This window comes from Marinilabilia salmonicolor (assembly GCF_003003035.1).
Lineage (GTDB): Bacteria > Bacteroidota > Bacteroidia > Bacteroidales > Marinilabiliaceae > Marinilabilia > Marinilabilia salmonicolor_A.
The window spans coordinates 56,771-72,897 of sequence record NZ_PVTS01000011.1; the positions used below are offsets into that span (position 1 = coordinate 56,771).

General features: G+C 41.4%; 13 protein-coding genes. 3 read left to right on the forward strand and 10 right to left on the reverse strand.

Translation table 11 applies throughout. The features are described 5' to 3' along the window. Nucleotides 1–218: 218 nt before the first annotated feature. Complete coding sequence (locus tag BY457_RS12150) at nt 219–1,571, reverse strand: sugar porter family MFS transporter (protein WP_106153603.1); 1,353 nt, start codon at nt 1,569–1,571, stop codon at nt 219–221. Nucleotides 1,572–1,602: 31 nt separating this feature from the next. Further along, nucleotides 1,603–3,132 carry a glycoside hydrolase family 32 protein gene (locus tag BY457_RS12155; protein ID WP_106153604.1) on the reverse strand — a complete coding sequence of 510 codons (1,530 nt, stop codon included), beginning with the start codon at nt 3,130–3,132 and terminating at the stop codon, nt 1,603–1,605. 292 nt (nt 3,133–3,424) lie between these two features. Here BY457_RS12155 and BY457_RS12160 point away from each other — a divergent pair, with 292 nt between their 5' ends. Next, nucleotides 3,425–6,181 (forward strand): hybrid sensor histidine kinase/response regulator transcription factor, encoded by a 2,757-nt coding sequence (locus tag BY457_RS12160; protein WP_106153605.1) that lies wholly within the window; start codon nt 3,425–3,427, stop codon nt 6,179–6,181. A gap of 103 nt (nt 6,182–6,284) precedes the next feature. Here the strand turns inward: BY457_RS12160 and BY457_RS12165 are convergent, their stop codons facing one another. From BY457_RS12165 to BY457_RS12190, 5 genes are all read right to left on the reverse strand, one after another. After that, entirely contained in the window at nt 6,285–8,186 is a 1,902-nt protein-coding gene (locus tag BY457_RS12165; protein ID WP_106153606.1) for a methyl-accepting chemotaxis protein, read from the reverse strand. 284 nt (nt 8,187–8,470) lie between these two features. Further along, nucleotides 8,471–8,842: a 2-amino-4-hydroxy-6-hydroxymethyldihydropteridine diphosphokinase gene (folK, locus tag BY457_RS12175; RefSeq protein WP_106153608.1), complete on the reverse strand. Its 372-nt coding sequence runs from the start codon at nt 8,840–8,842 to the stop codon at nt 8,471–8,473. Beyond that, nucleotides 8,839–9,198, reverse strand: a complete 360-nt coding sequence (locus BY457_RS12180) for a dihydroneopterin aldolase (RefSeq protein WP_106153609.1) — start codon at nt 9,196–9,198, stop codon at nt 8,839–8,841. The genes folK and BY457_RS12180 overlap by 4 nt, the downstream gene beginning before the upstream one ends. A gap of 4 nt (nt 9,199–9,202) precedes the next feature. Then, nucleotides 9,203–9,922 carry an SDR family oxidoreductase gene (locus BY457_RS12185; protein WP_106153610.1) on the reverse strand — a complete coding sequence of 240 codons (720 nt, stop codon included), beginning with the start codon at nt 9,920–9,922 and terminating at the stop codon, nt 9,203–9,205. 29 nt (nt 9,923–9,951) lie between these two features. Beyond that, nucleotides 9,952–10,416, reverse strand: a complete 465-nt coding sequence (locus tag BY457_RS12190; RefSeq protein WP_106153611.1) for a GAF domain-containing protein — start codon at nt 10,414–10,416, stop codon at nt 9,952–9,954. A 316-nt stretch (nt 10,417–10,732) separates the two neighbouring features. Here BY457_RS12190 and BY457_RS12195 point away from each other — a divergent pair, with 316 nt between their 5' ends. After that, a complete protein-coding gene (locus tag BY457_RS12195; RefSeq protein WP_106153612.1) occupies nt 10,733–11,839 on the forward strand; it encodes a hypothetical protein in 1,107 nt (368 codons plus the stop codon). An 860-nt stretch (nt 11,840–12,699) separates the two neighbouring features. Here BY457_RS12195 and BY457_RS12200 read toward each other — a convergent pair. Both BY457_RS12200 and BY457_RS12205 read right to left on the reverse strand, forming a co-directional pair. Next, complete coding sequence (locus BY457_RS12200) at nt 12,700–13,218, reverse strand: RNA polymerase sigma factor (protein WP_010663841.1); 519 nt, start codon at nt 13,216–13,218, stop codon at nt 12,700–12,702. Between the two features lie 263 nt (nt 13,219–13,481). Beyond that, nucleotides 13,482–13,985, reverse strand: coding sequence for a phosphate-starvation-inducible PsiE family protein (locus BY457_RS12205; protein WP_106153613.1), 504 nt, complete (start codon nt 13,983–13,985; stop codon nt 13,482–13,484). Nucleotides 13,986–14,317: 332 nt separating this feature from the next. On the opposite strand from BY457_RS12205, the gene BY457_RS12210 reads away from it, so the two are divergent. Beyond that, a complete protein-coding gene (locus BY457_RS12210; RefSeq protein ID WP_106153614.1) occupies nt 14,318–15,430 on the forward strand; it encodes a nucleotidyltransferase family protein in 1,113 nt (370 codons plus the stop codon). Here the strand turns inward: BY457_RS12210 and BY457_RS12215 are convergent. Next, nucleotides 15,408–16,121, reverse strand: a complete 714-nt coding sequence (locus tag BY457_RS12215; protein ID WP_106153615.1) for a phosphorylase family protein — start codon at nt 16,119–16,121, stop codon at nt 15,408–15,410. The genes BY457_RS12210 and BY457_RS12215 overlap by 23 nt on opposite strands. Nucleotides 16,122–16,127 lie beyond the last annotated feature (6 nt).

Below are 16,127 nucleotides of genomic sequence, written 5' to 3' on the forward strand. Positions count from 1 at the left end.
GCCGCTTTAAACTTGTTCTTTTGCTCTTTAACTTCCTTGAAAACCCATTAAATAGCTCGCTATTCGCAGTATTTTCAAGTCGGTAAAGAACAAAATAACTTCGTTAAATCTGTCAATATATTTCATTACAAACCCTTAGCCCGACAGGTAAGTGCTGCCTTTTTTGCGGGCAAACACCCGGTTTAACATGCTGACTTCAGACAACGGGTATTTTGGTTTTATTCTTCTCTCAATCCTAACTCTGACTCAATCTCTTCCAGTGATTTTCCTTTGGTCTCCGGTATTTTTGCCATAATAAATACAAAGGCTACGATGGTAAAGACCAGGAAGAATCCGAAGGCAGCGGCTCCGCCCAGACCGTTGAGCATCCAGGGGAAAAACTGCACCACGATGAAAGTACAAACCCAACTTACTGCGGTAGAAACCGACATGGCTATTCCACGAATCTTATTGGGATATATTTCCGAAGTAACCACCCACATTACGGGTGCCAGAGAAGCGGCAAAAAAGGCGATGTATCCAAGAATTGATATCAACACACCCAGACTGTCTGCTCGTCCGGTCATAAATGCAAAAACCAGGTAGAGAAGAGAAATGGTCATACCACCTGTGCCTATGAGCAACAGTTTTTTCCTGCCAATCCGGTCTATCAGCCAAACGGCAACCAGGGTAAACAGAAAGTTTACCACCCCAACCATAATGGCCTGCAAAAGAGCCATATCGCTCCCCACTCCGGTTTGATTAAAGATGGTGGGAGCATAAGCAATGATTGCATTGATACCGGTGATCTGCTGAAAGGCTGCCAGCATGATTCCCAGAAATACAACCTTGCCCAACTTACCTTTAAACAAGGATGAAAACTTCACTCCTTTTCCTGACTTCCTCTGGTCCTCTTCAATCCTTGTCAGAATAGAGTCATACTCTTTCTGAGCATTCGCCGTTCCGGCAACTTTTTTCAAAACACCCAGTGCTTCATCCTTGTAACCTTTTAAGATGAGCCACCGTGGACTTTCCGGAAATTTTATCAACATAGCGGCAAGAAACGGAATGGCAATAAACAAAGGACTTGCCAGCATCCATCGCCAACCTTCATCGAATCCTATCATGTAATAATCAAACACATAAGCACCTAATATCCCAATTACAACCCCCAACTGATTAAAGGTTCCCAAAGTTCCTCGGACTCTTGCGGGTGATATTTCGCTTATATAAGTGGGTACCATAACAGAAACTGCTCCCACACCGACTCCTCCGATTACTCTTGCCAGCGACAGCGCAATCATTGAGTTGGCCAACCCACTCCAAACGGCTGAAATACCAAATAAAACGGCGGTAATGACCAATACCATTTTGCGTCCGATTTTCTCGGACAACGAACCGGCAGTAAAAGCACCAATCATACACCCAATAATCAGAGCACTGACCACCAGGCCAATCTGAAACTCACTCAAAAGAAACTGCGACTTTATGGAAGAGACCGCACCGGAAATGGCAGCCATATTAATTCCAAAAATCAAACTCCCCATCACTGCTACAATGATGGCCCACAACAAATTTTTTTCAATCTTCATAGCTCTATATTTTTGCCAATTGAATTGGCCTTTATTTCCAAATAGATTTTAATCCCCGTACCTGCGATGACACCACTTTGGTTTGAGACGATTCAACCACTTCCACATTATTCAAAAGCTCCTGCGGAAATACCAGGTTGGTCATCTGCAATCGTCCTCCATTTACCAACAATTCACTGGAAGACTGGTCCACAACCATCTCTATCTCTGTAACCGGCCCGAAATCAAGAGGAGCAGTTACCAGGTCGGTAAAATTTTCATGAAATGCTGTTTGGCCCGAGTTGCTGCGGTCGAAAGTGAGTAAGCCTTTTTCCAAATCAAACAGGAAGATTGCCTTGTCTCCTTTTGTATTTTTCAATGCAATTTCAAAGAGTGAGCTTTCATTGGTCTCCACATTCATCTGATATTGGTAAGCCGGGAATTCTTCGGGATTCACAGTAAGTACATTACCTTTTTCCCATTCGGACGCAATTTTGTCCAATGTTTCCACAAATTCGGACTGCACAAAGAGATTGCCTGACGCATCTTCTTTCAATGTCAGTTTTCGGGGCAATGTATTTGAGCTACGCCACTTTTCGGTGGGCACAACATTGGCATACTGCCAGTTGCTCATCCAGCCGATAAACAGGCGACTTCCGTTTTCATCCGGCACATTAGACCAGGTTACCCCGGCATAATTGTCTTTTCCGTAGTCCAGCCACACTTCCTTTTCAGCAGGCCAGTCGGAAGTGAATTCTGTTCCATCAAAATCACCGATGTAATACTTTGTTCCTGACCCGCCATTAGGGGCACCCGGATTTAAACTCACCAGCAAAACCCATTTCTCTTTCCCATCAGGAGTCGTCATCGGAAAAAGATCAGGACATTCAACCACACCTCCATGGTCAACACCACTTCCAAAATCACTTTCAAAAGCCCAGGTTTTTAAATCGGTGGATGAATAAAAAGAGACCCGGTCTTTCACAGCCAGTGCCATAATCCACTCCTCTCTGTCTTTATGCCAGATTACCTTTGGGTCTCTAAAATCTCTTATTCCGGGATTATCCAATACCGGATTGCCTTCATATTTCTTCCAGGTTCTACCATTATCCAGACTATAAGCAATACCTTGAGTCTGATAATCGATATCACCATTGGCTTCTTTTTCATGGCTGTGATTGGTGTAAATGGCGACAAGCGGAATTTCTCCATCCTTTCCGAATCCGGAAGTATTGTTGACATCCGCAACTGCACTACCTGAAAATATGGTCCCCAATGAATCGGGATAGAGCGCAATTGGCAGATGCTCCCAATGAATCAAATCTTTACTGATTGCATGTCCCCAGTGCATGGGACCCCAAACAGTACTATCAGGATGATATTGATAGAATAAATGGTATTCACCCTCAAAATAAACCATACCATTGGGATCATTCATCCACTGATTTTCAGGACTAAAATGGACCTGAGGTCTCCAGGGCTCATTCATGTATTCTCCCGAACGATTAACATTTTCTTTTTTCACGCCTGTACACGATAACATCATCGGTACAATGAATAGTGAAATCAATAATTTCTTCATAACGTCTCTTTTTGTTAAACCTTTAAACCTGTCTTATCTTGCTTTTGCAAATTTTCGTTAACACAAACATAAAGATGTTACCAACAACCCACCTATCCCGGATGTTACCAACCCTATCAATTTTGTTTCCAACATCACCTTTAATCCCTTAACAATAACAGGTGTTACATGCATTGTAACATGAGTGATACCCATTTCAAAAAACAGTTCATCACCCCTAAATTCATTTCCTTTTTTCCACTGAATTAGTTTTAATTTTCCTTAATTTGCCAATATCAATCCAATCACTTTTATGAAAAATTACCTAATTCCCCTTTTTATATTAAGTGCAATACTTTTTTCTGTCCTTACCGGCTGCAACAAAGAGAAAAAAGAGACTTTTCACATCGGATTTTCCCAGTGTGCCAGTGACGTATGGCGAGAGACCATGAACAAAGAAATGGTCATGACAGCCGCATTATACCCTGATATTCAGCTAACCATCCTTAATGCAGAAGAAAACACCCGACGCCAGGAGCTTCAGATTCAGGAATTAATTAATAAGGACGTGGACTTGTTAATCATTTCGCCCAATGAATCGGGGCCCATCACTCCCATCGCCGAAGAAGCCTTTAATCAGGGAATCCCCACCATAATCATTGACCGGGAGATAAACTCAGAAAATTACACCGCCTTTGTAGGAGCCGACAATACCCAAATTGGCAAAGATGTAGCCTCCTACATTGCCAATATGAATAACGGAAGAGGAGCGATTTTTGAAATAAGAGGCATGGATGGTTCCAGTCCGGCCAAAGACCGTAACAGCGGTTTTATGGAAGTACTGAAGAAATATCCTGATTTAAAAATTAAAGAAAGTGTTGAAGGCAAATGGTTGCCTGAGATAGCTGCACAAAAAGCAGCAACGGCATTTAATGAGTATGATTTTGACATTGTTTTCGGGCACAACGATGTGATGGCACAAAGTGCAAGGAGAGTGGCAGATTCATTAAACATCAACAACCTCTTTGTGGTAGGTATAGATGCGCTTCCAAACCTGGGGATGGAACTGGTGGAACAAGGGGTATTACAAGCTTCTTTCATTTATCCTACCGGAGGGAAAAAAGCCATCGAAGTAGCCAGAGATATCCTGACAGGAAAAACGTTTCAGAAACAAAACATTCTGGGGACATCGGTCGTTGATAGTTCCAATGTAACAGTTTTGCGTCTTCAGATGGATCAGGTGATGGCTTTTCAGGATATTTTGAACCGCCAGACAAGCCGCATTAAAGAGCAGGAAATCCAGTTTAACGACCAGCGTTCCCTGCTCAATGTGGCATTAATCAGCCTTGCTCTATTGGTCGTTTTATCGCTTTGGCTTGCCTATTATTACACCATGATTCGCCGACGAAATGCCGAATTAGACCATAAAAACAAAGCCATTGAAAACCAAAAAGAACAACTTCAAAATCAAAACCACCAAATCAGGGAAATGAACAAAGAGGTTCAAAGGGCCACTCAGGCTAAACTGAGCTTCTTTACAAATATAAGCCACGAATTCAGAACGCCGTTGACACTCATTCAGGCACCGGTCAATGAGGTTCTCTCGTCTCAGGATATTGAAAAGATCCCGTCGGTGAAGAATAATCTATTGCTGGTCAGGCAAAACAGTGACCGCTTGCTAAGGCTGATTAATCAACTCATGGATTTCAGAAAAATGGATGCCGGTAAACTCAAATTAAATATCTCTAAAGTCAACCTTCATCAGCTTATCGAAGAAATATATAACGCATTCATTCCTTTGGCCCGTCAAAAAAACATTGATTTTTCATTTGACTGTCCTTCAACGAACAGAATCATCCACCTGGATGTCGATAAAATAGACAAAGTTCTTTTTAATATTCTTTCAAATGCCTTTAAATTCACGCCTCAAAACGGGCGTATCAGAATTAATGTTTCTCCTGTTGATGATACAAAAATAAAAATTGCTGTGGCCGACTCAGGGCCGGGAGTCCCTCACAAGAAAAAAGATAAAATTTTCAAACCATTTTATCAGCAGGACGAGCACCGTTCTGCCGGAACAGGAATCGGTCTTTCTTTATCAAAGGGGTTTATTGACCTCCATAAAGGAGAAATCCTTGTGGCAGACAATACCCCTACGGGAAGTATATTTACAGTTATCCTTCCTGATAACAAAGACCTGCAGGCGACCAATAATTTAAAAACAGCACCGGACATTTTTGCTCAACCGGTTATCGATGAAGTCAAGAAAGACACAAATTCTGATGATTTCTTCCCAGATACCATTCAGCCCAAACCAACTTTACTCATTGTGGAAGATGATGAACAACTCAAATCCTATCTTCTACAATTATTGTCCTCCGACTATTCCATTGAAACAGCATCCAACGGGAAGGCCGCACTTTCTTTACTTGAAAAAAATCAGGCAGACCTGGTACTGACCGACCTCATGATGCCTGAAATGGACGGTACCGAACTGACCGGCCACCTCAAGAACAATATTGAAACTAGTCACATTCCTGTCGTCATGCTTACAGCCAAGGCCGGCATGGAGCAAAAAACTGAGGGCATTGAAACCGGGGCCGATGCCTATATAGAAAAGCCTTTTGACCCCAAATACCTCAAAGTCCGAATAAAAAAACTTATTGAACTGCGTAAGACGCTTCGCAGCCATTATCAAAAAAACATTGGTAATTTCTATTCCGATGGAACAGACTTCAACACCCCATCTATTGATCAGAAGTTTCTCTCCAGATTACATTCAACCCTGGAAGAATGGTACACAGACCCGGATTTCTCCGTGGAAAAAATGAGTGAAATCGTTGGACTTTCAAGGATCCACCTTTATCGAAAAATGAAAGCATTGACCAACTACACCCCATCAGAATACATCAACAAATTCAGGCTTCATAAAGGAATGCAAAGACTCAGGAATGAGAAAGGAAACATCTCAGGAATAGCTTTAGACGTGGGGTTTACCTCACCCGCCTATTTCACCAAAAAATTCAGGGAGGAATTTGGCAAGACCCCATCAGAGGCAATTGAAGAATGAAAAGAGTTAATAAACCGTTCTGATTACTTTAAAGAAGTTCCGTTTTCCGGTAAAGCAGATACCTAACCCTTCCAACCACCTGTTTTACAACAAAATAACCTTCCTATTTAACCCTAAAATAACTAATCTCTTCAAGCATTTGAGCAGCCAGAGAAGAGAGTTCACTACTTCCTGATGAAACCTGTTCACTGATGGCTGCACTTTGTTGAGTGATACGGTTCAATTCCATAAGAGCGCTGTTTACCTGGTCGGCTCCAACAGACATCTCACGACTGGCCGCCGTAATTTCTTCCATCGCCTCAAGGTTACCGCGCAAATCGGGTTCTAAAGCAGATAGCCGAGATTCGGTCTCTTCTGACATATTTGTACTCTTCTCAACAAGTGCAGTGATGATGTCAGCATCAGCACGACTTCTCTCAGCCAGCTTACGGATTTCGGCTGCCACCACAGAAAAGCCCTTTCCGTGTTCGCCTGCCCTGGCTGCTTCAACGGCAGCATTAAGGGCCAGAATATTGGTCTGACGGGCAATATCACTGATAGCATCTATCCGATCGGATACTTCCTGCATCAATTTGCGTGTTTCCATTGACATTTTAACACCTTCAAGAATTTCACCGGTCATTTTTTTGGCATTCTCACGAGCTTTTAAAGAATTGTCAGAGTTCTGCTGAATATTCCCAACCATCTCCTCCATACTGGAGCTAACCTCTTCTGATGCGGAGGCCTGCACATTAGCACCTTCAGACATCTCCACAGAGGCCTTATTCATCTCGTTTCCGGCATTATTTATCTTTCTTGCCCGCTCTTCAATGCCCTGCACAACTATTCTCAGACGATTTACCATGCTGTTCAATGAGGCCCCCAACATACCGATTTCATCTTTCCGGTCTTCATGACTTTGTATGGTCAGGTCTCCCTTCTCCATTTCAGTGGCAAAAGAAACAGCCCTGCGAAATCCAAAAGAGATATCACGCGATTGATAAAAAAGAAAGACAAGAATAATGGCTAAAATGGTAAATACAGAACCACCCACCGTAAACACAAGTTCTCCCACACGTCCCTCTATATAATCCCGATTAAGTCGATAGGTCAAATAACCATTCATTTCAGGAAGATAGATATAACCAGACCATTCATCGGGAGAAGTTAATTCCCGGGTGGTTCCTGTTTGAGCCTGATAATGCATCAGTTGATCCATTAAAGTGTTCCATCCCGAAGAATCCTGGGGAGCAATCAAAAATTCCTTTTTTTCATTGAAATACCCCAATTCCTCCTGCTCGGTTTTCAGATTGGCGACCAGATTTTCAATACCGCTAAAGTCTGATTCGGGGACACCAACAAAAAGCATCCCCTGAAGTTTTCCATCAACAATCAATGGCTGATAAACAGACAAATATGCTCGATCTACAACAAACGCTGATCCGTGATATGTTTCTCCCCTTTCAATAGTTCGAACCACTTCCGATTCATTGGGTATAAAAGTTCCTGTTGCACGCACTCCATTCTCATCAAACACACTGGTTGCAACACGCAGATAGCCCTGATCAAATTTCTGAAAAACAGTAACTGTCCCTCCACTTATCTCACTTAAATAATCAGCATACCCTGAATTGTTTTGCAATTGATCTCCCCCTACATACCAGGAAGGTAATTCAACAGACATTACATTTCCGGAAACCTGATTTTCTGCATCAAAATAAACCTGTTCATCTTCAGCAATTGAAACAGGATTACTTTCAAAAAGATACCGTACTACTTTAATAGATTGCTGCAGTTCTTCCTCAACATTCTCCCGATGAGAAACAACCATTTCTTCCATAAAAAGCAACCTGTCTGAAGCAGTTACTACTGCACTCTCTTTTATAGTGTTCCCCAATGAAAAATAAGAGTAAACAGCCAAAATGGTCATAAAAAAAGCAATAATACCACCAAGAATAAAATTGAGCCGGGTAGAAATCTTAAGGTCTTTGCTTCGAATGTGAAAATTAGAAAGAAAACGTGCCATGTTCAAAAATCGTCTTTGTAAACTAAACTATATCAACACCTTACAACGACACAAAACAAAGAAAGATTCACAAAAAAGGACAAGAAAATTTAAAAAGAAGGAAATATTTAGAGCCTGTCTAGAAACTAAGCAAAATCTGTTTTTAGAGCTGTTTCTGATCAGAAAGTGCCAATTGCAAGGCTTGCGAAGCCGCAAAAAACGGAGTTTACTAATCGTAAATGAGTATTTGGGCGGCAAGCGTAACGACGCAAGTGGTACTTTATGGACCGAAAATTAGAGAAAGTTTACTTCATTTCAGCAACCAGTTGACGTAAAAAATCCCGTTCATAATAGTCCTCATCCACTACCTCCCCATTCCAAATAAGAACATCCAGGTCAATTTCCCGGGGACCAAATTTTGCACGGGAACGGTCGCGTCCCATTTCATCCTCCATTTTTTTAAGTAGAGACACCAATTCTTCTATGGAGAGAGCCGTTTCTATCAGAGCCACAGCATTCAGGAAATCGGGTTGGTCAGTAATTCCAATGGGAGAAGTAACAATCGGCCCGGATAGTTTTATTAATTGAAAATGTTTGTGAAGCCTGCCAAAAGCATTTTCAATATTTTGTCGGGCATCAATGTTCGACCCCAATGCTATGATGGCTTCATTACTCACAATTCCGATTTGTTTTTGGTAAGACTGAAAGAAACACTTTTTGCAAATCGCAAAGCATGAGGTTTGTCCACTTCAACAGAAACTTCTTCCACACGAGAAATATCCAATATTAAGTGAGCCACTTCATTGGCCACTTTTTCCAGCAGATTGAATTTTCTGTTTTCAACCAGGTCGATTATTCTTTTGCAGATATCCCGGTAGTTTAGTGCGGCTTCGGGATTATCGTTGATTTCCTCACCGTTGATCTGGTATTGAATAGAAATATTCAACAACAAATCTTGCTTTTTTCCCAATTCATGCGGATTAAATCCAACTTCGGTACGCAACAAAAGGTCTTTAATAAAAATGGTAGCCATAATATTACAAAAGGTGAGATCCACTGTCACAGAAGATTATTTGTCCGGTAACAGAAGGATTATTTAACAAAAAAGAGACTGAAAATGCGATATCCTCCACAGCAACCTGCTTTTTAAGAGGGGTTTTTTCCACAACATCCTTCAGGTAATCATTCCCTTTACGTGGAGGTGGCAAAACGGGTCCCGGTGCAACCCCGTTTATCCGGATATCCGGAGCAAAGTCAAGAGCTCCCATATGAGTCAGTTCAGCAAGCGCTTTCTTCGCCAGCAGATAGGCGGCATGTCCTCCTTCATTTTTCACAATTTTAGTATCCAGCATATTAACCACAGCCCCTTTCCCAAAAGTATTGGCAAAGGCCTGAATCAAAAAAAAGGGAGCATCAAAATTTATTGCCATCTCCTTCTTCATAAAAGAGGGAGAAGTCTCAACTATCTTTCCGGAATTAAAAGTACTGGCATTATTTATCAAAGCATCAATGCCTTGAATACTATCAGGCAAACGATTGAATAAGCTCAGCACGGCATCAATATTGGATAAATCGCATTGCAAAAGGGGAAATTCCCTGTCAGAAAAAGAGTCCTGAAGTTCCCTGGAAAGTTTCTCAGCATCATCGCGGCTGTGATTGTAATGGATCACAACCTCCCATCCTTCCTCAGCAAGCCTTCTGGCAATTGCAGCACCAACACGACGAGCACCTCCTGTAATTAAAACGGTTCGACTCATAGTCTCCTTTTTATTCTGCTAACCTGGTATCATTGATAAATTAAATCCACTATCTTCTCCAACTCCACACGATCTGTCTCATCAAAGGTGTTTAGTTCTCTGCTGTCCACATCGAGCACAGCCGTCACTTTTCCGGATTTATCGCGAACAGGTACAACAATCTCGGATTTACTCAGTGAAGAACAGGCTATATGCCCGGGAAACTCTTCTACATCACCAACCACCACACTTTTTCCTGTATTAATTCCGGCCCAGCACACACCGGTGTCCTTCTTCAATTTCAGACACGCCACCGGTCCCTGGTAAGGCCCCACAATCAAATTATCTTCTTCATCAAGAAAATAAAAACCTGTCCAGAAATAATCGGGAATTTTGTGATGAAGCAATGCAGCAATGGTACTCATCCTGGACCAGGGGCTTTCTGTCGCTTGTATCAATTCTTCAACTTGCCTGAAAATTCTTTGGTATCTTCCTGATTTGTTTTTGTTTGCCATTGGTATTTTTCTAATTAAAATTCTTCTTAAAGCATTTGAAAAGATTTTAAATTCCATCTCCTACATAACACCCTGTACTCAATAGTGTAAATATAAAAATTATCCTCAAAAGTCAAAGGGGACAAAATATAAAACTGGTTACCATTCTTTCTTTAAACATATCCTTAATTGATAAGAATACATTTCTGCCTATTGATTATCTTTAAGTTTCATCGTAATTTGGGACAAATCAACACACTATAGTTTGTTCAAAAAGATCAGATATAAATTCATGCCAGAGAGTCCCATTCCATTCTAAAAACCAAATTTTGAACCAATGAGATACCTTACGTTTCTACTAATTTCAACAATATTTTCCGTTGCCGCCTGTACTTCCGACCAGACAGAGGAACCGGCTATTCAGGGTAGTCCGAAAGAGGAGATTAATGATGAACAAGCTTCCGGAGAAAAGGAGGACGAAGATCCGGAAGAAAATGAAGATGAAACTGTTTGGGAAAATGATGAAAAGAGCTCATCTGTACCAACCTATATCGCAGACCACACAATAGCCACTGAAGAGGTATTAAGAGGCATTCCCGTACAATACATAGATTATGCGAGAGAAAACTTTCATATTGCCTACCAACACACATCGCACGGAACACATGTTTCCCGGGGTGTTTTTGGACTACCGGATTATAAGGAAGGCGATGATCAACGGTTCGGAGTTTCTTTAAACAAACAGGAAGCAGGAAAACTGACCTTTTACGATTATGCACTTCAAACTTATGCCGCAGATGGAGAAACTGCCACAGACCTGAGTGCTGATGAGACAGGATTCATCCAGGCAACACGTAATTTTCTGGAGGATCCGGACAATGCCCATGTAAATGTGATTATGTGGTCGTGGTGCGACATTGCAGGACACGATGTTTCGGGAAATTACCTTCCGGGAATGACTTCACTCATTTCAGAGTATGGTGAAGGAGGTTCAAAAATAGGCACAGCAGAAGGCCAGCGCCAGAACGCTGTATTTTTCATCTTCATGACCGGTCATGCCAACGCCAACAACAACATAGGAGACGGCAAGCCGGCCAATCAGGCAGAATTAATCAATAATTATTGTCTGGAAAACGAGCAATATTGCCTTGACTACTACAGCATCGACAGCCACGACATGGAAGGTAATTATTGGGAAGATGCCAGCGATGACGGCTATTCCACTCGTTACGATGGAAACTTCTACAAAGATTGGCAGAATAGCCACTCGGTGGGAGCCGGTTACTGGGAAAACAAAGAAGCTCCTGATGGAGATGTGATGTATGGAGCTCACAACACCCAGCACATCACGGCCAACCGAAAAGCCATCGCTTTCTGGTGGATTCTTGCCCGACTGGCAGGATGGGACGGTACACCGGGATACTATACCGGAATCGATATGTAGTTTTTGTCCATAAAGTACCATTTACTGCGTTACGCTTGCCCTAAAATTCCTCATTTACTCAAATAAACTGCGCATTTTCGGGCTTCGCAACCCTTGTAACTGACACTTTCTTGACAAACACATAACCATAAACAAATTATTCTTAGTTTATAGACGGGCACTAACCTGCATTATTCACAAATAATCTATTCCGATGTCCAACTACCTGCAAAATCCAACCGTCCTCAATAAAATGGATTTGAAAATAATCCATTATTTCCTGCATCCATTTTATCTGCGGTTGATTGTATTTCTTGATATTTGAACATCTCATAACAAAAACTCATGAATAAAGCAGGCTGAGTAGTATCAGCTAGAAAACCCCTGTTTTTCTATGTATGTTATTACATAAGTAATTATTAAAATCTTAATAATTGATCACATAGAGCGATGTTAGATTGCCTCAATATCAAGTACTTGATAAAAAAAGCGTCAAGTGCAGGAAGGTAGGTGATGACTGAAAAAACAGGACTTTAACTTTCGTAAATGACTGTATTGAAGGCAAGTTCAATGCAGCAAATGGTTTTTTCTTGCAAGCACTATGTAGTGTTTGTATATAAAATCCAACATCTGCGTTGTTGCTTAAAATATAAATCCTCAAATACATTAGTATTCTGCGGTTTATATTTTTCACACGCCTTGAATTTGAGCTTTCTATCTCAAACACGTAAAAAACGCTTAGTTTATGGATAGTCTCTATGTGGGAATAAAAAACAACCGACCACTGCCTTAACAGTTGGCCGGTTGTCCACTCATCCACTAAACCCAAAACCCTTCTATCATTCCGGTACTCGTTTGCTTATTTGGGCTTCCAAAAAATATTATACGGCGTAGCTTCCTTCACGGTCCCTCAGCATCTCCTGCAACTTCTTACGTGTAAAGAAGATGCGGCTTTTCACTGTTCCAATGGGAAGTTCAAGTTGTTCGGCAATCTCTTTATACTTGTACCCATCAGTATGCATTCTAAAAGGAATCCTGAAATCATCATCCAATTGCTCAATGTATTGATTCATCTCAGTTACTGAATGAACCATTTCAGGAGTTTCGGAAGCATAATTCTTTTTAAAAGCATGTTTAAACGCATCATCCGAACCATCAAAAGTGTTTCTGGTTTTCTGGTTGCGACGATAGTTATTAATAAAGGTGTTTTTCATAATGGTAAACACCCATGCTTTAAAATTGGTATTGGCCACAAACTGATTGCGATATGTGAGCGCTTTCAGGATAGTTTCCTGCAACAAATCATGCGCATCATCGTCATTTGAGGTTAAACTAAGGGCAAAATACAGGAGTTTATCCTGAAGCCCCAAGAGTCTGTTATTAAACTGAATTGATGTCATGGTGTATGGTTTTTGATTAACTTTCTGTCTAACAAATATAGTCAATAAATAAACGGTTGCAAATAAAATGCAAAGAGAATTTTTTCCTTATTTGTACTTTTTCTAAATAACAAATTTGTTATTTATTTGATATTCTGATGTTTTCATTTTTTGAAAACAAGAAATTCTAAATTACAAAAAACAAGAAAAAAAGTCAAGGCCTTAAAAAGTTAAACAACAAAATTGCCAAAAACATTAACACTCCACAACATTATTTAGAATGATTATAGCTTTTTAGGAGGGTCAAAATCACGATGTTCCAACGGGCTTTCTTCTACAACACCTGCTTTTTTCTTCCGGGAAGAAAACCAACTATCCAATGCAGATTTCACCCACGTGCCCTTGATAAGAGTGTAAGAAACAGCCAAAGAGAGGAGCATCACTGCAACACCATAAAGTTCCTGTACCTCATACTCTGAAAAGTCCCAGATAATAACTTTTCTTGCAAGAGCAATCATTGCAACCAGGAGAACAACTTCCACATGAATTTTCTCCTCCTCAAGAAAGGCTTTTACCGTATCGAGCAGTTCAATACCAATAAGAATAATGAGAAAGAGTCCAAAAAGGGACTGTAACCTCTGGGCATTAAAAAAAGTCTCGGGACCTGTAATGGCTCCAAGCACAACATTCATGATAATATTTACTGTACTCACCAGAAGAATAAGTGACATTACGATCAAAAGAAGAAATATGATTCCTCGCTGAAGTATTTTTACATATTTGAGCATATTTTTTTATTTAATTAGTGCCCGTCTATAAAGTCGGGAAAGTTTGTAAAAAGTCATGTGTCTGGTCAGAAAGTGCCAGTTGCAAGGCTTGCGAAGCCGCCAAAAACGGAGTTTACTTAGGTAAATGAGTATTTTGGCGGCAAGCGTAACGACGCAAATGGTACTTTATGGACAGACACTAATTAATTTCATCTCCCAAAAGATAGACATTTATGGCGAAATCATTCACATATCGCGGGAAAAACTGTATTTTAGCTTCCTTACAAAGGGCAAACAGATAAAACACCACCCTCTGTCACAACACAATTTCAAATTTCATTATTTAGTGTAACATGCAACCATTCCGGACACCTGAAGCAAATCTGATATTTGAAACAGCCTCCATTCACAATATAGGGAAACAAGAAATTACTTTAAGCCAGAAAACCGCCGGTGATGCATTTTCATTTGCTGCTAAAAACGGGTTGGTTCCATGGATTTTTTATCAAATAAACAACCATAACAACAAAGGGGTTCATTGGCCTCAGGGCATAAAGCAGTCCATGCGAATGCAATATCTTCAGACACTGGTAATGAACCAGCAAAAATGGAAGGTATTCAGAGAGATTAAAGAGTTGGCCAAAACCCAAAACATTCCCGTGATACCGTTAAAAGGGACTGCATTGGCTTTCAGCCTTTATCCGGAGGAGGCTTTACGTCCCATGGGCGACCTGGACATTCTTGTCCCGCCAGATAAGGTTCATGCACTTCGGGATCTGTTGTTAAGCAAAGGCGCCCTTCCCCTGCATGTCCCGATTTCCAGGATGCATGACCAAGTACATGCACACATTTCAGCGCTCAGCTGGCAGAATATCATGATAGAACCTCACCAAAGGCTTTTTGCCTTGGGAAGCACAATGAACCTTAAGAACACTGACTTGTTCAAACACATCCAACCCATTCCGGCCTACCCCGAGGTTGACATTTTTGAAGACCGGATGCAGGCTTACCACCTTGCCACGCATGCCTTCAAAGGCTACAAAATGGGGGGAATGCGACTGGGTTGGTTGCTTGACATTGCCCTTATTCTGGAGAAAAACAAAAAAAACAACGACTTCATCCCCTCAGTTCTTGCCCTGAATCCTGAAGCAAGGAAGGAGATTCTGGCTCCCATCCAATGGGCCTCACTTTTGTTAAACGAAACACCAGCCACCGAACCGGAAATACCGTTTCCAGATGAAATTCTCTTTCACAAAGAACAGAATGCCTCAAAAAAACATAAAATAATGGTGGCTAATGAAATAATGGGACTTCCAGGCCTGTCTAACAAAATAAGGATGCTCCGGGGAGAATTTTTTCCACAAAAAGCTTACATGGATCACAAATACGGGAAACACAGAGGCTTAGCTCTCATTCTGCTTTACCTGAAAAGGATTGCCGGTTTCAGGTTGCCAAGAAATCAATAATCTTCGTTACCCCTTTCTGAAGGTTTTCGGTGGCAAGTTTGAGATTTTGATCAAACTCCTCATGTGTAGGAATTCCGGAATCCATCAAATCCGTAACCGCCTTTACACAAAACAGGGGCACCTGGTGAAGCCGTGCCACCCAGGCCACCGCAGCAGCCTCCATTTCTTTTATTTCACCTCCTATTTTCCGAATATTCTCCTCATCATGCTCAGGCATATCCAATGAGTTTCCTGTGGTTACAACGCCCATTTTGAACCCAAGAGACGTCAGGTCTGAAACATCCAAAACCGGAAAATAACCAATACTTTGCTTATCCCATCCGGCAATGGGAACTCTCCTGTCGTGAAAAACCACATGATCGCGACTTAAAAAAACATCTCCGATTTTGGCTCCATTCTCACCAAAGGCTCCGGCGGTACCGGCATTTACAATCAGTTGCGGATCAAACTTATCTATTGCAAACTGCGTGGCCAGAGTAGCAGCCTGCGTTCCGATAAGGTCAAGACCGGTTTCAGGATCTTTTCCGTTAATAACCAGCGACAACTGAATATTTCTGTATTCTCCAGTCCATGCGCGCATAGGCAGCCCCTGACAAAAAGAGGAATCCTCCACAAGCTGCAAAGCATCAATAAGAGGTTGCGCTTCTGCACGCATTGCAATTACAAAGCAAATATTGGTATAGTTCTTCATTTCAAT